Origin of the sequence: Leptospira licerasiae serovar Varillal str. VAR 010, from assembly GCF_000244755.1 — a bacterium.
Taxonomy (GTDB): domain Bacteria; phylum Spirochaetota; class Leptospiria; order Leptospirales; family Leptospiraceae; genus Leptospira_B; species Leptospira_B licerasiae.
The window spans coordinates 436237-457829 of the sequence record NZ_AHOO02000011.1; the positions used below are offsets into that span (position 1 = coordinate 436237).

At 42.0% G+C, this 21593-nt stretch carries 19 protein-coding genes; 9 read left to right on the forward strand and 10 right to left on the reverse strand.

The window, feature by feature from the left end; translation table 11 throughout:
• Window positions 1–78 precede the first annotated feature (78 nt).
• Window positions 79–723, forward strand: coding sequence for a J domain-containing protein (locus LEP1GSC185_RS14555; RefSeq protein WP_008594915.1), 645 nt, complete (start codon window positions 79–81; stop codon window positions 721–723).
• A complete protein-coding gene (locus LEP1GSC185_RS14560) occupies window positions 695–1336 on the forward strand; it encodes a hypothetical protein (protein WP_008595750.1) in 642 nt (213 codons plus the stop codon). The genes LEP1GSC185_RS14555 and LEP1GSC185_RS14560 overlap by 29 nt, the downstream gene beginning before the upstream one ends.
• 162 nt (window positions 1337–1498) lie before the next feature.
• On the opposite strand, the gene LEP1GSC185_RS14565 is transcribed toward LEP1GSC185_RS14560, so the two are convergent.
• From LEP1GSC185_RS14565 to ribH, 5 genes are all read right to left on the reverse strand, one after another.
• Entirely contained in the window at window positions 1499–2137 is a 639-nt protein-coding gene (locus tag LEP1GSC185_RS14565) for a hypothetical protein (protein ID WP_008594632.1), read from the reverse strand.
• Window positions 2138–2206: 69 nt separating this feature from the next.
• Window positions 2207–3502: a HEAT repeat domain-containing protein gene (locus LEP1GSC185_RS14570; protein ID WP_029607990.1), complete on the reverse strand. Its 1296-nt coding sequence runs from the start codon at window positions 3500–3502 to the stop codon at window positions 2207–2209.
• A gap of 41 nt (window positions 3503–3543) precedes the next feature.
• Window positions 3544–5616: a tetratricopeptide repeat protein gene (locus tag LEP1GSC185_RS14575; protein WP_010515892.1), complete on the reverse strand. Its 2073-nt coding sequence runs from the start codon at window positions 5614–5616 to the stop codon at window positions 3544–3546.
• Entirely contained in the window at window positions 5564–6028 is a 465-nt protein-coding gene (gene nusB, locus LEP1GSC185_RS14580) for a transcription antitermination factor NusB (protein ID WP_008596907.1), read from the reverse strand. The genes LEP1GSC185_RS14575 and nusB overlap by 53 nt, the downstream gene beginning before the upstream one ends.
• Before the next feature lie 2 nt (window positions 6029–6030).
• Window positions 6031–6492: a 6,7-dimethyl-8-ribityllumazine synthase gene (gene ribH / locus LEP1GSC185_RS14585; RefSeq protein WP_008593527.1), complete on the reverse strand. Its 462-nt coding sequence runs from the start codon at window positions 6490–6492 to the stop codon at window positions 6031–6033.
• A 47-nt stretch (window positions 6493–6539) separates the two neighbouring features.
• On the opposite strand from ribH, the gene LEP1GSC185_RS14590 reads away from it, so the two are divergent.
• Window positions 6540–7343, forward strand: coding sequence for a tetratricopeptide repeat protein (locus LEP1GSC185_RS14590; RefSeq protein ID WP_008595748.1), 804 nt, complete (start codon window positions 6540–6542; stop codon window positions 7341–7343).
• 104 nt (window positions 7344–7447) lie between these two features.
• Complete coding sequence (locus LEP1GSC185_RS14595; RefSeq protein WP_008594749.1) at window positions 7448–7834, forward strand: GxxExxY protein; 387 nt, start codon at window positions 7448–7450, stop codon at window positions 7832–7834.
• A 78-nt stretch (window positions 7835–7912) separates the two neighbouring features.
• Here the strand turns inward: LEP1GSC185_RS14595 and LEP1GSC185_RS19950 are convergent, their stop codons facing one another.
• Window positions 7913–8083, reverse strand: a complete 171-nt coding sequence (locus LEP1GSC185_RS19950) for a hypothetical protein (RefSeq protein ID WP_155832439.1) — start codon at window positions 8081–8083, stop codon at window positions 7913–7915.
• A gap of 73 nt (window positions 8084–8156) precedes the next feature.
• Between LEP1GSC185_RS19950 and LEP1GSC185_RS14600 the strand changes: the two genes are divergently transcribed.
• The gene (locus LEP1GSC185_RS14600) at window positions 8157–8735 is read left to right on the forward strand and encodes a hypothetical protein (protein WP_008595083.1); all 579 of its coding nucleotides are present in this window, start codon (window positions 8157–8159) and stop codon (window positions 8733–8735) included.
• Window positions 8729–10063 carry a peptidoglycan recognition protein family protein gene (locus LEP1GSC185_RS14605; RefSeq protein WP_008594146.1) on the forward strand — a complete coding sequence of 445 codons (1335 nt, stop codon included), beginning with the start codon at window positions 8729–8731 and terminating at the stop codon, window positions 10061–10063. The genes LEP1GSC185_RS14600 and LEP1GSC185_RS14605 overlap by 7 nt, the downstream gene beginning before the upstream one ends.
• Here the strand turns inward: LEP1GSC185_RS14605 and LEP1GSC185_RS14610 are convergent.
• Window positions 10044–11264, reverse strand: coding sequence for a helix-turn-helix domain-containing protein (locus tag LEP1GSC185_RS14610; RefSeq protein ID WP_008594028.1), 1221 nt, complete (start codon window positions 11262–11264; stop codon window positions 10044–10046). The genes LEP1GSC185_RS14605 and LEP1GSC185_RS14610 overlap by 20 nt on opposite strands.
• Before the next feature lie 324 nt (window positions 11265–11588).
• Here LEP1GSC185_RS14610 and LEP1GSC185_RS14615 point away from each other — a divergent pair, with 324 nt between their 5' ends.
• On the forward strand, window positions 11589–13892 hold the full coding sequence (locus LEP1GSC185_RS14615) for a hypothetical protein (RefSeq protein WP_008594346.1): 2304 nt from the start codon (window positions 11589–11591) through the stop codon (window positions 13890–13892).
• A 106-nt stretch (window positions 13893–13998) separates the two neighbouring features.
• Here LEP1GSC185_RS14615 and LEP1GSC185_RS14620 read toward each other — a convergent pair whose 3' ends face one another.
• The 3 genes from LEP1GSC185_RS14620 to lon all read right to left on the reverse strand — a co-directional run bounded on the left by LEP1GSC185_RS14620 (window position 13999) and on the right by lon (window position 18300).
• Window positions 13999–14466: a Dps family protein gene (locus LEP1GSC185_RS14620; RefSeq protein ID WP_008595738.1), complete on the reverse strand. Its 468-nt coding sequence runs from the start codon at window positions 14464–14466 to the stop codon at window positions 13999–14001.
• A gap of 180 nt (window positions 14467–14646) precedes the next feature.
• Window positions 14647–15762 carry a DegT/DnrJ/EryC1/StrS aminotransferase family protein gene (locus LEP1GSC185_RS14625; RefSeq protein WP_008593761.1) on the reverse strand — a complete coding sequence of 372 codons (1116 nt, stop codon included), beginning with the start codon at window positions 15760–15762 and terminating at the stop codon, window positions 14647–14649.
• A 96-nt stretch (window positions 15763–15858) separates the two neighbouring features.
• Complete coding sequence (gene lon, locus LEP1GSC185_RS14630; RefSeq protein WP_050806129.1) at window positions 15859–18300, reverse strand: endopeptidase La; 2442 nt, start codon at window positions 18298–18300, stop codon at window positions 15859–15861.
• A 275-nt stretch (window positions 18301–18575) separates the two neighbouring features.
• Between lon and LEP1GSC185_RS14635 the strand changes: the two genes are divergently transcribed.
• Together LEP1GSC185_RS14635 and LEP1GSC185_RS14640 are read left to right on the forward strand one after the other, a co-directional pair.
• The gene (locus LEP1GSC185_RS14635) at window positions 18576–20009 is read left to right on the forward strand and encodes a pectin acetylesterase-family hydrolase (protein WP_008595133.1); all 1434 of its coding nucleotides are present in this window, start codon (window positions 18576–18578) and stop codon (window positions 20007–20009) included.
• Window positions 20010–20073: 64 nt separating this feature from the next.
• Complete coding sequence (locus LEP1GSC185_RS14640; protein WP_008593722.1) at window positions 20074–21591, forward strand: pectin acetylesterase-family hydrolase; 1518 nt, start codon at window positions 20074–20076, stop codon at window positions 21589–21591.
• The last annotated feature ends 2 nt before the right edge of the window (window positions 21592–21593 follow it).

Sequence of the window (21593 nt, forward strand, 5' to 3'; positions counted from 1 at the left end):
CCGCTCGAAACCTTAAAAAAAAGTTTCCTTTCCTGTCGGGATAGGATCATAATCAGAATTCTCTTAAAGACAACTAAGATGAATCGATTCGGAACAGGACTTAGTCGTAAAACTGATTATTATGGATTATTGGGCCTTTCCAGGGACGCCTCTCTCCAAGCTGTGGAAGAAGCTTTTCGTAGATATGTACAAAATTTAGGAGAACATTCATGGGTGCCTTGGAAGGACTCGGAACTGCGAGATGGCGCCGAGGCTTACTATCATCTATCAGATCCCCTCAGACGAAAACGTTATGATTCTTCTTTGGATTATGAATTAGTGCTTCCAGATCCGGAAGGAGTGCCGGAAGAGTTCGAACAATATTTCGAAGTCCAAAAGATTTCCACACCTAAGGAATATGAGAGACTATACAAACAATTCCTAATGTTAAAATACGAAAGAGAGGATAAACTTTGGACCTTCAGAGCGACAGTATATTTTATATTGGCCTGTTTTTCCGTCTTGGTGCTTTCTTCTCTTGTTTTTGTAGTACTCCAAAAAAACGACTGGCTCTCTACAAGCGCAGACCTTTTCTATCGTAGATGGGGACTCTTATTTTCCTGCACGTTTATGGGAACGGCATATACTCTGTTCCGAGTATTCTATCTGGAAAGAGTGATCGCACAAAGAGATAAAAAAAGAGAAATAGAGCAGAATGAAGAAGTCTCGGACATCGGATCCTAAAGCCTTAACAGAAGACGAAATACAATATTATTACACACTTCTTCAAGAAGAAGTCACGGAATACAACTGTGGAAGTTTATGCGCTCCTTCCAACGGCGGAATCCCAGTTTGCTGCCAAGCAGACAATGCGCTCCCAGCATTATACAAAGCTGAATATGAAATGTTATCCAAAAGAACGGACTTATGGAAAGCATATGTCCCGATGACAAGAGAAGAAAAAAAAGAATTCGCTGTTTACGATCATAGGAAAATTACATTTTGTGAATGCAAGGGAGTGGCTCATTGCGAAAGAGAAAATCGCTCCATCAGTTGCAGGACTTTTCCATTAGAACCTTATTTAGATACAAGAGGAGTCTTAGTCGGACTTGTTTTCATGCAAGAATTCCAAACAAAATGTCCTTTAACTTCTAGAGCGAAAGACGTCCGACAAGAATTCGTAGATAACCATTTCTTATTTTGGGAAAAACTTCTGCTTAGAGTTGAATCGGAATACGAAGTTTATACAGAATCTAGCAAAGCTTACCGCAGAAAGAGGAAGCGCACTGGTGTTGAATTTCCTATTCTATATCCAAGCCACCTAAAAGGTAAAGAATACTTGAAGCAGTATATCTGATTGCGATGTTAGAATTCCAACAAGGATTAGAGTTAAGAAATTTTGTTGTAAGTTTTAAGGAAGTATGATAATGGGGGAAGACGCTCTCCCACGAGCCACTCCCCCCACCCAATGCAGGGCGGGGGCGCCCTTTAACCCCACGTTGGAGTTCCAACATACTACTCAATACTCAAACAAGAACCTAAAAGTGTAAAGTTCCAAACCTAAGACCTGAACTTCCAACGAATTCGGGCCTTTTTGAAAACAGGATTCAGAAAATGCTGCTAAAACCTTTTTAGTTTCTTCTTCATAAGAATTCCTATGCTTCAATTTTGTAGGGGAAGAAGAAGATTTAGAATTTTCGAATTTGTGTTTTGTAATCTGATTTTTACCGTCTCTTCCGCCTCCTTCTTCCACAGGGAAGAAATAGTAGGTGTACGGAAATTCTACCTTATCCTTTCCTTCACATTCTCCAAGACGTATGCCTATCTCCCCCAAAGTATCCACAGGACGATAGATCGTATTGGGACGAATATCCACCAAAAACACACGTTTGCCTTTCGGGTCCCAACCCAGGTTCGGTTCCAATAGGCTTTCTTTAGATTTAGATATAGTCGTATTATTATTAGGATCTTCTAATATATTTTTTAAAATTTCGCCTTTAACTTCCCAAACACGAACATCATACGCGACTCTCTCTCCGTTCGATCGTTCTGCTCTTCCTTCTTTTTTATCCCAGGAACTTTCCGGCAAATATTTACGTTCTAAAGTGGTTTTGCAGGAAACAGCAAACAATATTAAAAATAAAAGGATAACTTTCATTTCTACGATCCTCCACGACTCTCCGCCTCTGCGTGAGAATTCCCCGCGCCTCTTATAACTCAGTGTCTTCTATTTGGAGACCTTAATAGATATAATCTCTCTGACCGCTTTTTCCATTTCGGATTTCACTTCCGGAGTCTTTTCGATCACGTATGCATCGAATAATGCAGGTAAACATTCAGGATCGCCGATGATCCGAACGGTGTCGATTGCTTGTAAACGAAGAGGAAGATATTCCTTTTTATTATTAGAAGCGAATGAAATTAAGGCCGGAACGGAAGTTTTATCTTTCAATTCTCCCAATGCCTTTAAGAGAGAAAGTTTGACCTCGTTCACTTTTTCTTTTTCGAAGATACGCTTAAGTTCGTTTGTTCCAGGATTGAATCCTAATTTCCCCATTACTTCTGCAGCGCGAGAACGAAGACCAGGGTCCTTATCGCCATCCAGAACAGTAAGCAATCCTTGACCGCCACCGTGAGCGCCGAGTTCCAATAATAAATCGATCAATCTTGCTTTGAGACCAGGAACAGTCTCTTTTACCAATTGTTCCGAAACTGATTTAGCTCCTTGTTTATCATTCAGATAGAACAATGCCTCTGTGCAGATTTTTCTGAGATCCGGATTCGGCTCCGTGATCCCTTTATAAAAAAGAGAAATGTACTGCCTACTTTTTCTATTCTTCAGGATCTCCAGGCCGTGCAAACGAACATCTTCGTCCGGATCTGCAGCCGCCATACGCGGGATATTTCCCCGGTTATCTGGTATATTATTTTTATTTAATACTGTAAAAAATCTCCTACGTAGAGCAGGAATATCATCCGTAGCAAACTTATTGATCAGATTCTGAACTCTTTCGTCCTTGATCCAGATAGCAGACTCTAAAAAATATTCTCTGTAAACAGGATTATTCGAAACTGCAAGATCCAAAACATGAGGCATGGCCCGGTCATCCTTGATCCCTTGCACATATCTATAAGAAGATTGTCTCACTTCAAAATCGGTGTGAGTGAGTCCGGCGATTACGGCATAGATCAGTCTTTTTTCTTTTTTTCGATCCGCAAGTTCTAAGATCCTAGTTTGGATCTCTGTGTTTCGAGTGTTCTTAAAAACAGTATCAAGCTCGTTTGCCCAGCTTGGAGCGAGAGAATCTAGATCTTCTAACTCGGAAAAGAGAGCCAAGGAAGCAAAAATGCTATCCTCTCTCGCGTCCGGTTCTGAAATAATTTTAGGAAGTTCTTTTACCAGATCCAAACGATTCTTGGATTTGATCTCGGAGATAGCTCGTGCCTGGGATCTTCCTTTAGAAAGAACGGATTCCTTAAAAGGATCCTTTTGTTCTTCGGCGAAAATATTTCCGCCGAATATGAAAGTGAAGAATAGAACCAGACAAAAGAATGGAATTCTTTTCAGAAAAGACCGTCCCTCTTGGAGGAATCCTCCAATGCAGCCGTCGCGGCACGCTTATTATCGTAAGCTTCCGTATTGGACGGATCTAAGTCTATTGCATTTTGGAAGGAGCGAACTGCCTTTTTATATTCTCCGTTCTTGTAAAATGCAACTCCCAGATAATTATAAGCGGTAGATGCAGTCTTAGGCTTTACTTCCGATCTTACGATCGCTGTCAATTCTTCGATCGCCTTTTCTCGATCCAAAACGGAATTGGAATCCAATAGGATTTTAGAAAGGACCAAACGTCCTTCGTAATCTTCCGGATCCATATGCGCGGAACGATATGCTTCGTCTTTGGCTCTGTTCTTCAGATCAGGATCTTTCGACTTATTGTATAGGAGTGCGAGCTTCTTATGAGCTTGCTTGATCTCATTTGAATTTCTGGATCTATTTAAGACCTGCAGTAAGATCTTTTCTGCACTCGAAGATTCTCCGGTGCCCATATAAGCTTCCGCGAGTTTCAAGGCCACTTTATAGTAATCTTCTTTTTGTTTAAAGAGCGCGGAATATTCTTCGATCGCTTCTCTATAAAATTTGTTTTCTAGATAATAATCGCCCAATGCTTCTTTAGGTTTGATATCGTCCGGATCCAGATAAGATGCTTTGCGGAAATTTTCGATCGCCTGTGTGCCGTTGCCTGTGTGTTTGTATACGAGACCTAAATTATAATATGCTTTTGCATTTTTAGGATTTAGATCCAGAACTCGGTTTAGATATGTGATCGCTTCTCCATATCTTTCCATTTGGTCCAGGACCACGCCTAAGTTCAATAATGCAGTCTCAGTGAAACTATCACCTGGAGTGGAATCTACGATCCTTCTGTAAGTTTCTTCCGCAGCGAGAAGGTCTCCTTTATTATAATAAGTTTCCGCGAGTTGGAATAATAGATCCAAATTGTTCGGATTATATTTCAGACCTTTTTGGAGCGCATTGATAGATTGCTCTCCTTGGTTCAACTGTTCGAAACCTTCTGCAATAGAACGGAATAACTCAGGATCGTTAGAACCTGCCTGGTTGGCGAGTTCCAGATATTTTACGGACTCTTCCAACTTGCCGTTCTTCTTCAAAACGATGGAAAGATTATACAATGCCTTTGCATCGTTAGGAGTTAGGGTTGCCGCTTCTCTAAAATAATGTTCCGCGGAAACATAATCTCCGCGATTATAGGAAATATTTCCCAGATAAGAATTAGAAAGTGCCGCGAGTTTTCCACCTCTCGCCCTCATCACCACAAGCTTGAAATGTTCTTCCGCCTGAGGGATCTCTCCTTTTTTAAAATAACTTAATGCAAGGTTATATGTTAGATAAGGATCGTCAGGAGAAGAGGAAAGTCCTTGTTTATACGCATCTATCGCTGCATCAGGATCGTTGATCTCATTGAAAAGATTTCCCGCCATAAGTGCGATCCTGGGATCATTAGGCGCAATCTCTCTTGCTTTAAGAGCGGTACTTCTTGCGGCGGAGTTCTGCCCGCTATGAGCATAAGCTAAAGTTAAATTATAATATGCGTATACGTTATTCCCATCCAGAGTGATCGCCTTCTGCAATGAATCTATTGCCTGAGGAAATCTTCCGTCCTCGTCGTAGATCACTCCGAGAACAGTCAAAGCCAAAGATTTCTCCTGGCTTGTGGCAGGACCGGTTAAAAATTCGGTACAATAATCGAATGACTGCTTTCTATAATTCTGTTTATATAAAGTTACACATTTAGTTAAAAGTGGATTGTTCGTTCCGTCGGGTAGATAGGGTCTTTGTAATTCTTGTGCGAGACTTCCCTTTGGCATAAGAGGGGATTTGCCGTCCGCAACTCCATTCGTACCGAAACCGGGCCTTCCTTCTCTAAAAAAAGAATACCAAATCGCAAGACCGATCAAAAGGAGGAGAGAAGCAGCTAACGCTCCCCAAGCAAATGCAGTCGGATTATAATGACGCTTAGGACGAAACTCTTCCGGTTCGTCCCCATAATAGTAGGAAGGTTTAGGTTCTTCCGTCTCCAGGAAGATTCGGTTCTTGCGGATCGGGTTTTCCATGTCGGTTCGTCTCGTACTGAAGGATGGAATCCAAGATCCCGTTAATAAAAGGGACCGAATTCTCGCTTTCAAATTCCTTAGTCAACTCGACCGCCTCGTCGATGGTGACCCTTGGCGGAATTTCCTTGGAATGCAATAACCCATAAATGGACAAACGCAGAATACATTTGTTCACCGGGGAAATTCTGGCAAAATCCCAATTTCTCGAGTACTTCTTGATGAGAGTATCGATTGTTTCCGCGTTTTTCACAACACCATTTATGATAGAAACGGCAAAATCCCTTTCTTCCGTTTCTATCTTTTTGTCGTACCAACGAAATTTTAGGACCTCCGATAAGGCGGAATCCACCAATTCCAATTGGTACAATGCCATTAATGCGATTTCGCGGGACTTCCGTCTGGAAGAAGACATGATTAGAGAAGCTTAAGAAGATTCGTCATTTCCACCGCAGTCAGAGCAGCCTCGTAACCTTTATTACCTGCCTTGGTACCGGCTCTTTCAATGGCTTGCTCGATCGTATCCGTGGTCAAAACTCCGAAAATTACAGGCACAGAGTGTTGCACTCCGATGGAACCTACTTTTGCGGATTCTCCGGCAACAAAATCGAAATGAGCGGTAGCTCCTCGGATCACTGCGCCTAAACAAATGATGGAATCGTATTTTTTACTTTGAGCGGCTTTGGAAACCACGATCGGAAGTTCGTAAGCTCCCGGGATCCTTACCACAGTGATATCATTCTCTTCGACTCCTGTCATGCGGAGTCCTTCGAGTGAACCTTTTAAAAGGCTCTCGACTATGAATTCGTTAAAACGGGAGACAACAATACAATGTTTTTGTCCCTTTCCGTCCAGCTTGGCTTTCAATTCTTGAGGCATCTGTTTCCTGGTTGCTTCTTATATCGAGAAAACACAAGTTACCCTGAGTGGCAACCGGAAAAGAAGCTTCTAAATCCAAATTCTGCATATTCCTGGTCCTAATAGGACTCCAGTTTTTTACCCTCTCTTCCTGTGAGACCATCCGATCTTTCTGGAAGCCCAAAGACGCGTTTATAAAAAGTCTAGATCTACCGGATTGGGTTCTAGAATCCTCCATCAAGCTGCGAATATTCAACGATTCTCCTAATGTAATCAACCCCGAAGACGCAATGCCGGAAGATGATATCGCTTCTTACGGAAATCAACTCAGAGTATTACTCGCAGTTTCGCCTGCAGCCATGAGAGACATATATGAGATGGCGGGATGTTTGGACGGAAGCGATCTTATAAAAGTCCGCGGTAACAAAATGACGGACAGCGGAGAAGACATCTGGTTCGGAATGTGCAAAAGTGGAGCCCAAGACGCAATCGTGTTCCGAGTATTAGAGATGGGAAACAACCAGCTCTATTATTTGTACGAAGAGGAACTCGTCAAAACCTGGGACGAATCCAAGAAGAATGCAAAAACGAATCCAGACAAATCCATGAGGCTCGCTACAAAGATCATTGAACATGAACCTGCTCATCCGGGCGCTAGAAGATTATTGGGAAGTTTGTATTTAAAAAGCGGTTATTGTCCTGGAGCGGTTCGCAATTACAGGATCTATTTGCGGATACTTCCCCACTCCGCCGAAAAATCTAAAATAGATTCTCTACTCAAAAAGAGCTGCGGAGAAACTTTGGTCCCTAAAAAACCGGAACCAAAAGAATTTTCCGACGAACTTCCTACGTTAGAGGAATCCGGTTCTTAGAGACGCAGAGAGTTTAGCACGCAGAGACGCGAAGACGCAGAGTTTTTTATAAAAGTACAAGCAGAGTTTCATATTAAGGACCTGTAAATTGGAGAGGTCCCCAAATGAATCAATTAGATCAAATTACCGGAGAAATCATAGACTCTGCTTTCAAAATTCATAAGACGATTGGTCCAGGTTTATTAGAATCAGTGTATGAGATGATTCTATTCCAAGAACTTACAAATCGTAAACTCCAAGTCACAAATCAAAAATACATCTCTTTCGAATATGAAGGTATAGTCTTTAAAAATGCATTTAAAGTAGATTTATTAGTAGAAAGTAGCGTCGTTATAGAAGTTAAATCCGTAGAAAAGACATTGCCTGTTCATTCCAAACAAGTTCTGACTTATCTTAAATTAATGAATTTGCCTGTTGGATTATTATTAAACTTCGGAACTGCTTTGATGAAAGATGGGATTTCTCGAATCGTAAACCATTACGAACCCTAAAGCAAACCTCTAAAAATATATCTCAGCGGCTCGGCGCCTCTGCGTGGGAAAACTTGGCGTCTCCTATTCCTCAGCGCCTCAATCCTTAACACGCAACACCAGAGTGATCTTGCCGTCTGCTTTTTCCACAACTTCGAAACCTTCTTCCCTTAGAGTTTTTTTGATCCGATAAAAGCCAAGGTTCACGACTTTAGGCGGGTCTGATTTGCGGGAAGTAGAAGAGAAACGATTTGCAGAGGCATCCATCACTATTTAGTTTCGGCTCCAAGAAGGTTCGTCTTGACCTTGACAGAAAGAAAACCTTTTCCTAAATGAGAAAGAGATGAGGCGATTTCTTGCTCTCGTATTGTTTTTAATCCTAGTATCCCTGGGGATCTGCGCCTTCTATTTTCAGGAATGGTTCGATTCTCCCGGATTCCGTTGGGTCATTTCTAAGTTTTCCTTTTGGGTATTTCTGTCCGTTCTGATACTTTCCGCCTTGGCAATGCTTAGGATTTTCAGAAGGGCCAAAAAGGCGATCCATTCCCAAAGACAAGCCATCGAAAAACATTTAAGCGGAATTTTAGAAGAACTGGTCCAGGACTCCCAAGCATTAAGCGAATTCTTAAAGATAGACCTTCCTCAAATGGAAGAGCGTATCAAAGTCTCCAAGGACAAACTTCCTAAAGAGATCTATTCCTCTTACACCTCAAATTGGACCAAGATCAGAACGGATGCAGAGGCTTCACTTAGAGATCTGGAAACTCTTCCCTTAGAACCGGACTTTGGAGAAGAAAAGAATCGCGCAGTCTTGGAATATAAAGATCTCCTAAACAAACACACTAAAGCCAAATCCATCTTAGAAAGGGTCAGATCAGATCTTTCTCTATTAAAAGAAAAACTAACGGAGAAAGGATGTTGAGAACTGTCCTTCTATTACTCGCTGCCTATTTTATATCCAGTTGTTCTTCTCTCCCGGAAACAAACTTTTCCGTTGCGGAGTTAGCTTCCCCCATCCATCCGCTTTCTCAATTATTACCCAAGGATAAAAGTGTAACTTCTTTATCTATTCTTCGTAAAAAAACGAAGGTCAGCGGAATACTACTCCATCATACTAAGGGACTTTCCAGCGAAGAATATATTACAAAAAGCGCAAATTCCGGATGGTTAGTACATTATATCATAGATAAAAAGGGCAAGATCTACGGGGTAGAAGATCCGGGATCTGCTCTCATCAAGGCCGCGCCAAAAACGGATGCAAGTATGATCCATATCTCTTGGGAAGGAGATAAGGAAGATATACTCAAACGTCCTCTTCAGAAAAAATCCTTACTCTATACTATCGCAAAAACTTCTCAAGAATTCGGGATCCCGGTTACAAATTTTGATGTTGGTTCGCGTTCCGGAATATTCACGCATAGCCAGGCTAAGAAAAAATTCGGCAGCTTCTTAAACGGAAGCGATTGCGGAAATGAGAATGTACTAAAAGCGCTTCTCGAAGAATTAAAAGGTTCCTACTTCTCAGAACTGGAATGGAAAGACAGATACGGAGAATGGGTTCTTCGAAAAGAAAAGCCGTTCGTAGGACAAAACGGAGAAGTCAAAGAACCTAGCTACGATAAAGGCCGTGGAGTTACTCCAACTCCAAAGGCAGAGTTGGAAAGCATCGAAAAAACGGCGGACGGACTTCTTCCGGAAGAAAAAAGACTGAAATACAATTATAGAGGGGCAATCACCGCCGATTGTGTAGTCTTACATTTCACGGCGATCAACGACTATGATGGAACCTTAAGAGTATTAGAAAAACGAAATTTAGCCGCCACATTCCTTGCAGATAAAGACGGAAAAATTTACCAATTACTGGATTCCCCTCTTCATATGGCCGCTGCCGCCACAGGCACAAACCGAAATTGTTTCCAAATAGAGATAGTAGGCAAGGACACTGAGATGTTGCTTGCAAATCCTGCACAGACCTCTGCGGTTTCTAAACTTGTACATGAACTCTGCCAAAAATACCAAATTCCTTTGAACAACCAAAGGATAGAATCCCTGAAAGGAGTATTCTCCCACACTCAGGCCAAGAAAAAATGGGGAGGCTCTATCTTTCTGGACGCTCAGGACTTCGATCCGGGCGAACCATATATGAAAAAAGTAATAGAGACCTTAGGTGGGACTTACTATTCTGAAAAAGATTGGTATGATCGGAACGGAGAAGAATGGATCCTTCTTTTTACCGATTTTCAGCCTTGATCGGGCGATTTTTTACTGAAATTCGATCTCCATCCCTCAATTCCACCATACCGCCCAATCCTTTTCTCAAAGGAGGAACCCCTGCGCGAGCGCTATGTAATTTTTGCTTTTCAGGAATATCCGATTTCTTCTGACGAAGCTGTGTAGGCGTTTTGCCCGTTACTTTACGAAATGCATCGTTAAAGGAAGATTTTGAATTAAATCCTACAAAATAGCAGATGGAAAGAATATCCTGGTCCGGTTTTTCTTCAAGAAGGTTGACTGCTTCTTCTATCCTGAAACCGTTTATATAGTTATGGAACCCGGTTTGCAGATGTTCATTTAGGAATTCAGTCAACTGGTACGGTTTGATCCCCAAGTCTTCCGACAATGAATGAAGTGTCAGCTCCGGATCTCGATATAGCTTATCTTCTCTCATCAATTCTTGGATCCTAAGCTCTAATAGATTCAGATCTAGACCGATAAGAAGTGATTTTTCATACTTCTTCTTTCTTACTTCTCTAGTCAAAGGAGCAAAGAAGTCCGGATATCGAGCAGGGGCCAAGAATAGAAGGGTGACGATCCCTGTAACAAGAAGCCCACCTACCCTAAACATAATGTCCAGGCCGAACATGAATCCGAATACGAGCGAGTACATTGCAAATACCGTAATGGTCGCCAGAATAAAAATGAATCTGATCTGGGACTTTAGTTCAGGAATAGAGATCACTGTTAATAACATTCTATACCTAAATCCGAAGTAAGCGGTGGTAAGCGCGGTAGTTAGGAAAAAACCCCAAGAAAGATAATGTTTATATCTAATATTTCTAAAGTCTCCCAGGTCGGAGATGATAGAATCCCAAGGCCTTCCGAAAAAAAATATCTCTCCTAACAGAAAAAGCCCAGGCACAAGAAAGTGAAGTCGAATGTCCCTATATAATGTCTGGTTCGGGTATATCAAAGAATGTGTATATAGCAAAGATAAGGGCCCGATAGCCGAAAAAGAAGTGAGTAATAAGAAGATCGCATGAGGATAGGTCCTGTCAATCTCCAAGACAACATTCGCAACTGTAAATAGTATGATCCCCAACGAAAGAAACAGAAGTGCTCCAATCCTGTCTTCTCTGCGTTTTATAGGCGGTATTAACTTTTGGACCACCAATAAAAAGGAAAGTACACTTCCGAAGTAGAATATAGGAGTTACCACTTCGGGATTTAACATAGGCGGTATATTAAGAAAATACCTAGGCTTGTCAAGTGTTCTCATTCGAAACAAACGATAGAACGATTTGAGATCCAATAAAATAAGTGGAAAATTTTTATTTCGAACACTTGCATTTATCTTAATTTTTCCAAACCAAATCCGATCCTCTCTTATATCTTACTTATTTTATAATTTTAGTTTTTTAAACAACTGTTCGAATAATGAAATTCGAACGTTCGAATTCCGTGGCTCGGACGACCCAATTTTTATTATGGAGTATTCTTCTCCGCCAGAACTGATCCGGGATCTTTGTATGCCGGACTAGGGAGCGGAAAAATGGAAATGCAAAGAATACGTGCCGCAAAACGTTATTTGCGGTACGCCTTGTTAGGGATGGCTGTGTTAGCTGCGGGTTGCCCCGTAGGAATTTTTACGGAATTCCCCAACCAGGAAGAAGTATGTAAATTCGATCCGATCCGAGAAGGAATTCGCGCAGTGTCCGCATCTTCTTTCCCGGAGCCGGTACTACAATCAGTGTTGGTAAATGGAAATCTTGTATGGCAAGATGTAACGGATGGGCCGGCGTACCCAACTCCGACTCTTAGCCCGGGCCAAACCATCACTCTAAGAGGAACGGGTTTCGGAGCCGGGCCTGAGATCGACTTTTCTAAAATTATGATCGGTAATACCAGAATTTTAGAAACCGATCTGAGAATGTTCGAGCAAAGACTTGATATCACCAAACAGGTGAACTTCGAAGTGAACGAATCTTTGGACAATTGGAGCAAGTATATTCTTGCTTGGACGGATAATCAGATCCAATTCAAGGTTCCGGAACACACAACTTCAGGTCCTTTGATCGTTCAGATCCAAAAAAGGGTCGGTTATAACGATTCTTTACTTCGTCCGGGACAACCGCATAACGTGATTGATGCCCAAACTAGAAGAGTTACCGACGAAGACTTCAAACATAAATGCGACGTTGTTTCTATCTTAAGCGATGCCAAGGGGACTGTTCCTTTACAAGTAAACGTAAACAATCCTGGATTCTCTTCCATTATCGCTCTGGGTGAAAAGATCTTTTGGTCTTACGACTTCAATATCGGTGTAGCTCACGCGATCCGAAATCTGGATTGGAAGAAAATTTTCGCATACCAAGCAAAAGATCCTGTCACCGGATATACTGCGGATCCACTCCTTTTGTTCGGAGCATATCAGACAGTCGCGGGCCAAGTTCCTTCTGCAGCGATTGATAACGTTTACTTTGATCGTTATCCTCAACCTACTCCGATTCCCGGTTACCTAGGCGGAGATCAATTGTTCAAAGGAAATACCAAGAACAGCGGCTGGGCAGGCTATAGATATGCGGAAGCTTCTCATCCATACACTGGCAAAGGAGAATGGATCGGATTCAACTGCGCTTCTTGCCACGGATATAAGATCACTTATGAAGCTTCTCCCGGAAATACCGTAACTAAAGTTATTCCTGGACTTCCGAATCCTAAATGGTCCATGAAATGGTCTCTATTAGGAGATTTTAAAGGAATTAAGGAGAATGAACCGGGACCAAGTTTCGATTCTTCTTCCAAAGACGTGGATAAAACTATGTTGATCTACGTTATGCCTCAAGGAGCCGGAGAACATGCCTTGATCCGTATTAAAGGGGAAGGTAGCGAAACCGATAACGATTACGAGTTCTCTCCGATCGCTATTCCAAACGTTACCAACTTTATGGGGGTCAGAAGGTCTCTTTCTCATACCGAATCTTACGTAGGATTTGAAGGTTCTTATATACATTCGGAAGAGCCGGACGGCGCTACAGGCGCAATGTATGCGAAAGAACTACAAGCTCTTACTGCATACATGACTAAGCTGGACCAAAACGATAAGGCCCTCAGACAAGTGGGAATGTATCGTTGGTTGAAATCCAAAGGGAAACTGATCGCTCAGGTAGGAAACGATTCTGGAGAAGGTGCTTTCGTCCAAGCCGGATGGGAAAACCAACCCGGTATTACTGCCGCAGTTGCCAGAGGAAAGGCCACTTTCCAAAGAGATTGTGGATCCTGTCACAACGATAAGGTGGGATTGAACTCCAACGAGAAGATGTTCAAGCTGAACGAAGTAGGAAGATTTTTTGCGCCTACTATCTATCAAAAACAACAACAATCCATTCGCGCGACTTTCTTAAGAGATATGTATTGGGTGCAACATAGAGGTTTGTTAAGCGACGGTCACGTTCGTAACCTGGAAGACCTGGTCAATCCTGCTCGATGCACGGAAGGATCAGCTCTGTACAACCAATATTACACTCTACACGCGCCAGTTGTGCCTGCTTTAGGCGGACCGGATCATCCGGATCCATATCCTCCTCAAAACAGAAAGTCGGACGTGTTTAGAGCATTCAAATCTCCTAATAATGATGCCGGAACGAAAAGAAATAGATTCATCGAAAGACATAAATATTTCGTAACTGTTCCTTGGGATCCGGATTGGTATTATTGGGATTACCAGAAGATGAGAAGAGAATACGGTGTTCAGGAATTGGGAACTTCCCAACCTATCGGAATGCCTGCAGCTCCTCACCCATGGTGTTCTGCCTCGGCTGCCGAGGTGGATGATCTAGTGGAGTATATCCTCACTCTCTAACTCTCTACAACCCGGGGAGAGAGATCGAATACCGGATCGATCTCTCCGGGTTCTTATTTCGGGGAATTCTCCCCGAAATATTTGATTTTCAGAATATTCTAAAATTCTACTCCAACATACTCCTAAGCATCCAAGCGGTTTTTTCGTGGATTTCCAATCTTTGGGTAAGAAGGTCCGTAGTCACCTCGTCCCCGCCAGAATCCGCAGAAGGAAGGATCGCTCTTGCGGTTCTTATCACAGCTTCATGTCCTTCCACAAGATTTTTAAGCATTTCTTCCGCTTTAGGAACTCCATCTTCTTCCTTTAAAGAAGTTAAAGAGGAAAATGCCTTATAAGTCCCGGGCGCCGGATAACCTAGAGAACGGATCCTTTCCGCCACCAGATCCAAAGCATTCCAGAGTTCCGTATATTGGGTCATGAACATCAAGTGTAATGTATTAAATAAGGGACCGGTTACGTTCCAATGATAGTTGTGAGTTTTTAAATATAAAAAATACGTATCTGCTAAAAGTTTTTGTAGGCCTTGGTTAATGGCCTCTCTATCCTTCTCCGGGATTCCAATATTCGGTTTCATACCTATCTCCTTTCAAGCTTGATTAATTTAGAATCATTCTAAATTTAAATCTTAGACAGTGGCAATCTAATTTCTTTCGGAATAATTATGATTTTTTCCGGATTTTGGCGAGTAGGAAAACAAAAAAGCCGCTGTTTCCCAGCGGCCTTTTTTACATTTTTTTGATAATCAAAAAGGATCTTACTTTTTGTATTCTTTAATCGCAGCAAAAACTTCTTCCAGTTCGGAATCGGTCATGTAAGGAAATAAAGGAAAATTTAATACTGAATCACAGATCCTTCCGGTTCTATGCTCTTTTCCGAATTTGCCCACGATGTACGGTTTTGCACCAGGTTGATCACTCATCGCTCCGGGATAAATAACCCCGAAACCTATACCTTTTGTCTTCAGAACTTCTTGGATCTTAGGTCTTTCTGCAGGATCAAAAAGAGTAACGTTACAATATCCGTTTTCTTGAAAGTCTTTCGGAGGATGGATCACATTCACTCCCAGACCAGGAAGGACTTGGTAATATTTTTCAGCAGCCTTTCTGCGTGACACAATTCTCGCATCTAAGTAAGGAATATTCAAATTTAAGAATGCAGCTTGCAGAGTATCCATTCTGGAATTCCAGCCCACATCTCCGTAACCGTAATGTGAAGTTCTTCCGTGGTTTCCGAGCATTCTTACTTTGTTTGCAAGCTCTTCGTCGTTTGTAAAAACGGCTCCGCCGTCTCCCGCTCCGCCCAAAACTTTTGCCGGGTAGAAGGAAGTAGTAGTGATCAATGCGTCTTGGTAAACAGGTTTTCCCTTATACAAAACTCCGAAGGACTGCGCTCCGTCTTCCAATAAGAAAACTCCCTTTTCCTTACAAAGTTTACGATAATCTTCTAACTTAGCGCTTCCCCAACCGTAAAGATGAACTATGATCGCGGCTTTCGGTTTTACTTCTTCGAGCGCTTTTTTGAATTCTTCGAAATCCATTTGTAGATCGTCAGGATTCGTATCTACTGTAGCAGGATCAGCGCCGACGTTTACTACAGATTCGAATGTTGCCCAAAAGGTGGAATCAGGAACCAATACCTTATCTCCCTTTCCTACTCCCAAGGCTCTGAGCGCCAATTGAAGTGCGTCCGTTCCGTTCGCACATGCGATCGAATATTTGGTCCCGGCAGCGGTTGCCAGATTTTTTTCTAATAATGCGACTTCTTCTCCTCCGATAAAGGAGGCGTTCTTGCTGAGAGTTTTTACTTTATCTTCCCAAGCTTCTAGTAATCCCGGCTCGAATCTTTTAATATCTATGAAAGGTACGCCCATTATGGTCTCCTCCGAACAGGGTCGGAAACGGGTCCTAAAAAGCAAATTATTTTGATCCGCTTAAGGACCCGTCATAAAAGGGTATATACCGAAGATTTACTTCTTCTTACGAGGCGCTGCCTTCTTTTTTGGAGAAGGTTTTGCCTTCTTAGCAACTGCGACCTGTTCTGTTTTAGTTTTCAAAATCCCTTCGATTGTTTTCGGTTCGAATAGGATTTTAGCAACCTCTTCGAATCTAGTAACAGGGAAGAATTCCATTCCTTTCTTTACATAGTCAGGTATTTCGTCTAACTGAGGTTTATTGTCCGAAGGAAAAATGATCTTACGGACTCCGACTCTTTTTGCAGCCACAATTTTTTCTCTTAAGCCGCCGATTGCCAAAACCTCTCCGGTCAAAGTCAATTCTCCAGTCATACCGAATCCAAGTTTGATTCTTTTATCCAGAACCAAGGAAAGAATGCTGGTCGCCATAGTAATCCCTGCGCTCGGCCCGTCTTTTGGAGTGGCTCCGTCCGGAACATGAAGATGGATCGTTTTTTCCGTGAACAATTCCTCACTACCTAAGAAATTCTTAATATAGCTGAGAGCAATACTGGAAGATTCTTCCATCGACTTTCCGATCATTCCCGTAAGAAGGATCCCACCTTTTCCTTTTACGAATACTGCCTCGATGAGTAATGTCGCACCACCGACGGAAGTCCAGGCAAGTCCCAAAGCGGTTCCCGGAACGGTCGGCTTAGTCATCCTATCATCCGTGTATTTAGGGACTCCTAAAAGTTTTTCAACATCCTTAGGCTCAATATTTTTCGGATAGGATTCTCCCTTCACTATTTGAAGAGCTAGTTTTCTTGCCAATTTATCGGATTGTTTTTCTAGACCTCTTACTCCTGATTCTCTCGAATAATGATCGATCAGAGTAACGACCGCCTTTTTATCTATCTGGATTCCGTACGGCTCGATCCCGTTTTTCTCCAGCACCTTCTTCCACAAATGTCTATTAAAGATCTGGACCTTCTCGTCCGTGATATAACCGGAAAGATTGATCACCTCCATTCGATCCAATAGTATCCGGCTAATGGAGTCTAACGTATTTGCCGTTGCGATAAAGAATACGGAGGAAAGATCGAAAGGAAGATCCAAATAATGATCTCTAAAGGTTTTATTTTGTTCCGGATCCAAAACCTCCAAAAGTGCTGCGGCAGGATCTCCTTGCATTCCAAGACCAAGCTTATCTATCTCATCCAAAAGAATCACTGAGTCTTTTTCTTTAGTAATTCTTAATGCAGTGATGATCTTACCGGGCATCGCACCTATATAAGTCCTACGATGTCCTTTTATCTCCGCCTCATCTCTCATTCCGCCGACGGAAAATCTAAAAAACTTTCTGCCCATGGCTTCCGCGATCGATTTTGCGATCGAAGTTTTTCCGACACCGGGAGGCCCTACCAAAAGAAGAATGGAACCCTTTTCAGTCGGCTTCAACTTTTTCACCGCCAAAAATTCAAGGATCCTCTCCTTTACATCATCCAGTTTATAATGATCTCTATCCAAAGTTTTTCTGGCTTTTTCTAGATCGATCTCTCTGGCAGGCGCAGCCTCCCAAGGAAGGCTCTCCATAATGTCTAAATAATTTCGAACAACGTTATAATCCGCGGTATTCTGATCCGTATAGAAGAACTTATCCATCTCACGTTCTACTTCTTCTATTACTTCCGGATCCGCAGGAATTGCTTTTAGTCTTTCCAAGAATTTTTCATACTTCTTCTCGTATTTGCCTTCTTTCTGGCCCAGTTCCGCTTGTATGGCTTTTAACTGTTCTCTTAGAAAAAACTGCCTTTGTTGTTTATCAATTTTATCCTGAATATTCTCCTGGATCTCTCTTTGGAGGCTGACTAGATCGATTTCTTTTTTTAGATAAAGTAAAACTTTTTCGATCCGATCCTTCAAGTTTACAGATTCTATTACGGATTGATAATCTTCTTTTTCTATATTCAAAATACTGCATACGAAATCCGCCATCTTACCGGGCTCGTTAACATTCAGCATTGTCAGCTTCATCTCTTCCGTAAAAAGAGGATTGTTCTGCGCGAGTTCCCTTGTCATAATAAGCAAGGTTCTCATCATTGCCTTAATCGTATTTTTAGAAGCTCCGGGTTCTTCTTCCGGGTAAGTCACCTTAGCGATCAATAAAGGTTCTACGGAAGAGAACGATTCTACCTTAAATCTACGGACAGTATTGATCAGAATATTTACGGCGCCGTCAGGAAGATTCACCTTCTTCAGGATCTTTGCTACGACGCCAAAATCGTAAATATTCTCTTCCGTTTTCTTTTCATTCTCTTCGTCTTTGAGAAGAACAAGTCCGATGAAAGAGTTCCCTTTTAAGACCTCGTCCACAGCCTTTGCAAATTTTCCACCCGGGACAATAAGAGGAGTAATGATCCCGGGAAATACCGGTCTGGTTTTGATTGGTACCAAGAATAATTCGGGGGGAAGAATGGAATCTACCGGTATGATACTTCCTTCTACTTCGCCCATATTATCGAAAAGATCCACGTTTCACCTTCGGTTTAAAAAATAATCGGACTGATTCCAGTTTCTGGGTTTGCTCCTATTACTCAAATCTTTCTTTTTCTTTAATAAGGAAAAGGGCTTGAATCTTTAGAGATCTGCGTCAGTCTAAATATGAAATATATAAGAGCTTGTCCTAAAGGCCAGGCTCTTGAAGTCCGCAACTTGGCATTGACTGATCGTCTAAGTTTTGGCGCGGACTATAAACATTTTGACTGTTTTCTAGAACGGGGATGAAACGAATGCAGGCTAAAAACCTATCTCTTCTCTTTTTAATTCCGATACTCTTTTTTATCGGATGTAAAAAAGACGAACCGGACAATACAAAAGCTCTCACAGGAGCTGTTTTAGCGGAAGTTCTTTATAATCCTTACGAAAGGATCACCCCGCCTGCCAACGATACAATAATAATCCCGAACACAAATGCCAGCTACCAAGCCGGTAGACAATATTTCCCTAAATGTTTCGGAAATTCTGGCAACACCAACTTTTATTTTTTCAGAAAATCCGTTTCTGCAAATAACAAAAAATTACTCATCAACTTTATGGGTGGAGGAGCTTGTTGGAGTAGTAAAAATTGTTTCGGAAAGAGCACCACTACATTTTTCAATTTTTTGAATGATGTGCCGGACCTTTTCGTCAAAATAGCTTTCCAAGGGATCTTAGATGCGGGAAATTCCTCTAATCCATTAAAAGATTATGATGTTCTTTTTATTCCTTATTGTACTGGAGACCTTCACATAGGCTCAAACGATGTTACGACCTACGATGATCCTTATGTTGCATCGGACCCTTCTGCCTATAGCCATAGGGGTCATGATAATGTTCTTTCCGTCTTGAAATATATCCAATCGAATTATACCCAAGTGACCGACGTGGTAGTCGCAGGACAAAGCGCCGGAGGTTACGGAGCAATATTAAATTATCCTCATATTCGCCAAGTATTCTCAGATAGCACAAAATTCCCGAGCTTCAACAAGATGAGTTTAGTGGCGGATGCTTCCAACGGAGCAGTGATTAATGGGTTCTTCTCTAATATTGTAAGTACTCAATGGGGAAGCGGACCGAATATTCCGGATTGGGTAGTTGGTTCTAATTATTTAACGACTGGGACTCCTTCTATCGAGGATTATATCAGTAAGATCACTACCGAATATCCGAACGATGTAGTAGGACAATACACTGCCGCATTTGATTCTACCCAGAGATGGTTTTTTAACGTAATGGGGATCATAGATTCTGGCTCTCCTTCTTATTCGGATTCCAGTTCTTATTTCGGACCTGGAGACGCTCGAGATGTGCCGGACCTTCCGAAAGACGGCTCCAATACCCCTTCCAATTGTAACTGGGCAATCAACGCAAATACTGCGATGAATGGTACAACTGGATCTAAATATTATTTTTATAGAGCCCCAGGAGATATTCATACGATCACTACAAGCGATACAATGTACGGGCTTGTAAGTAATGGAGTAAATTTTAATACTTGGCTAAAATCAATCGTATCCAATGTAGGAACCCCTACGGATGTGGATTGTTCTCTGGGTTCCGGCTCTCATCCTTGCACCGACAAAAATTTCGGAGCTAATTCTTTGAACGATACCCTAGGCAGGGCAACCTCCCAAGATTCATTTGATGCAGGTAAAGATCTATATGAGACCTGCTTCGGTCCTTGACATTCTATAATCCAGGATTAATATGTAGTCGGTATCGCCTGTCCTAAGGCGGTGCCAGGCTTTTATGAAAATCCGATATCTTGTAATTCTAGCTCTATTCTCTCAAATATTCTGCACTAAAGATAAAGACAATACTCAAGAACTACTTAGCACAGCGTTCGTTCTAGATTTGGTCACAAGCCCATTTACTAGGATCACTCCTGAGCCTGGAACATTTACCACTCAGGTGGATCATGGCGCAACACCTTATACTTATACGGCGATATTCGATCCGAAATGTAGCGGAACGGAAGGGAATGTGAACTTCTATTTTTTTAGAAAAACAGTCGCAGCAAATAATAAAAAACTTCTGATCAACTTTATGGGCGGAGGAGCCTGTTGGGACAATGCTAATTGTTTCGGAAGTAATACAGTTACATATTTCAATCAACTGAACACAGTCCCGGATTTTGCATTAGACCTTTTATTCAAAGGAGTAATAGACCAATCCGTAGCCGCAAATCCGTTTAAAGATTATGATATTATATTTGTACCTTATTGTAGTGGAGACCTTCACATAGGAAGTAAGGACAAAACGTATGCAAGCGGAGTAATCAAACACCACGGATACGATAATGTGATCTCCGTTCTGAAATTCGTCCAAAATTCTTATCCTCAACTGGATCGGGTCTTTGTAACGGGCCAAAGTGCGGGAGGATACGGAGCTATATTAAATTATCCGATTATTCGAGAAACTGTTACCACAATCGATTCAGGCGCTCAAGTAAGAATGTTGTCAGATGCTTCCAATGCAGTAGTGCCTACAGGAGCTTATACGATCGGACCGGCCTTTTTTCCGTTACTCGAAAGTTCTTGGGGAGTAGAAACGAATGGAATCGGAAGTGGGACCGGCTTCTCCGCTTCCAATCTTCCCATTTGGGTGAATGGGATAACTACAAATTATACTACGACGGGTTCGCCTTCTATTAACGACTTTTTCAAAAAGGTAGCTACCGAATATCCGGGCGATGTTCTCGGACAATACACTGCCCTATTTGACGGGAACCAAAGATTTTTTTATCACACAATGGGCCAGATCAACAAGATCAATAATTCAACTTTGACTTATTCGACTGCAACGACTCCGGATCCATACCAAGCAGGAAAATTTTACTCTATCATTTACGGGGATAGCGACGGTAGTTCCGTGCCGGATGGAAATTCTTCCAGCTCTAACGACTATACTACTTGCGATTGGTCCAAACAGGCAGTTTCTAAGATGAAAGATGCGGCCTCTAAGACAAATTACAGATATTATATCGGTCCGGGAGATATACATACCATCACTACTTATAACGATATGTATTCTTTAAAAAGCGGAGGCGTAAAATTTTCCACCTGGTTGAATACTTTAGCAAATGGTGCAAGTCCACCCGCAAATGTTCAATGTAACGATTCTTCCGGTTCTTGTGTGAATTCGAACCTGTTCGACAGCACGATCAACGGAAATTTAGGAAAGGCGACATCCGACGAGTCCTACGCATTAAACCCGAAACAAGATATGTATACAACCTGCGGAGATGCAGCAGGAATAGGACTTTAAAT

Coding starts and splice junctions, on each gene's coding strand:
- LEP1GSC185_RS14555 (WP_008594915.1), top strand. CDS start 79: ATGAATCGATTCGGAACAGGACTTAGTCGTAAAACTGATTATTATGGA.
- LEP1GSC185_RS14560 (WP_008595750.1), top strand. CDS start 695: ATGAAGAAGTCTCGGACATCGGATCCTAAAGCCTTAACAGAAGACGAA.
- LEP1GSC185_RS14565 (WP_008594632.1), bottom strand. CDS start 2,137: ATGAAAGTTATCCTTTTATTTTTAATATTGTTTGCTGTTTCCTGCAAA.
- LEP1GSC185_RS14575 (WP_010515892.1), bottom strand. CDS start 5,616: ATGGAAAACCCGATCCGCAAGAACCGAATCTTCCTGGAGACGGAAGAA.
- nusB (WP_008596907.1), bottom strand. CDS start 6,028: ATGTCTTCTTCCAGACGGAAGTCCCGCGAAATCGCATTAATGGCATTG.
- ribH (WP_008593527.1), bottom strand. CDS start 6,492: ATGCCTCAAGAATTGAAAGCCAAGCTGGACGGAAAGGGACAAAAACAT.
- LEP1GSC185_RS14595 (WP_008594749.1), top strand. CDS start 7,448: ATGAATCAATTAGATCAAATTACCGGAGAAATCATAGACTCTGCTTTC.
- LEP1GSC185_RS14600 (WP_008595083.1), top strand. CDS start 8,157: ATGAGGCGATTTCTTGCTCTCGTATTGTTTTTAATCCTAGTATCCCTG.
- LEP1GSC185_RS14605 (WP_008594146.1), top strand. CDS start 8,729: ATGTTGAGAACTGTCCTTCTATTACTCGCTGCCTATTTTATATCCAGT.
- LEP1GSC185_RS14610 (WP_008594028.1), bottom strand. CDS start 11,264: ATGTTAAATCCCGAAGTGGTAACTCCTATATTCTACTTCGGAAGTGTA.
- LEP1GSC185_RS14615 (WP_008594346.1), top strand. CDS start 11,589: ATGCAAAGAATACGTGCCGCAAAACGTTATTTGCGGTACGCCTTGTTA.
- LEP1GSC185_RS14620 (WP_008595738.1), bottom strand. CDS start 14,466: ATGAAACCGAATATTGGAATCCCGGAGAAGGATAGAGAGGCCATTAAC.
- LEP1GSC185_RS14625 (WP_008593761.1), bottom strand. CDS start 15,762: ATGGGCGTACCTTTCATAGATATTAAAAGATTCGAGCCGGGATTACTA.
- lon (WP_050806129.1), bottom strand. CDS start 18,300: ATGGGCGAAGTAGAAGGAAGTATCATACCGGTAGATTCCATTCTTCCC.
- LEP1GSC185_RS14635 (WP_008595133.1), top strand. CDS start 18,576: ATGCAGGCTAAAAACCTATCTCTTCTCTTTTTAATTCCGATACTCTTT.
- LEP1GSC185_RS14640 (WP_008593722.1), top strand. CDS start 20,074: ATGAAAATCCGATATCTTGTAATTCTAGCTCTATTCTCTCAAATATTC.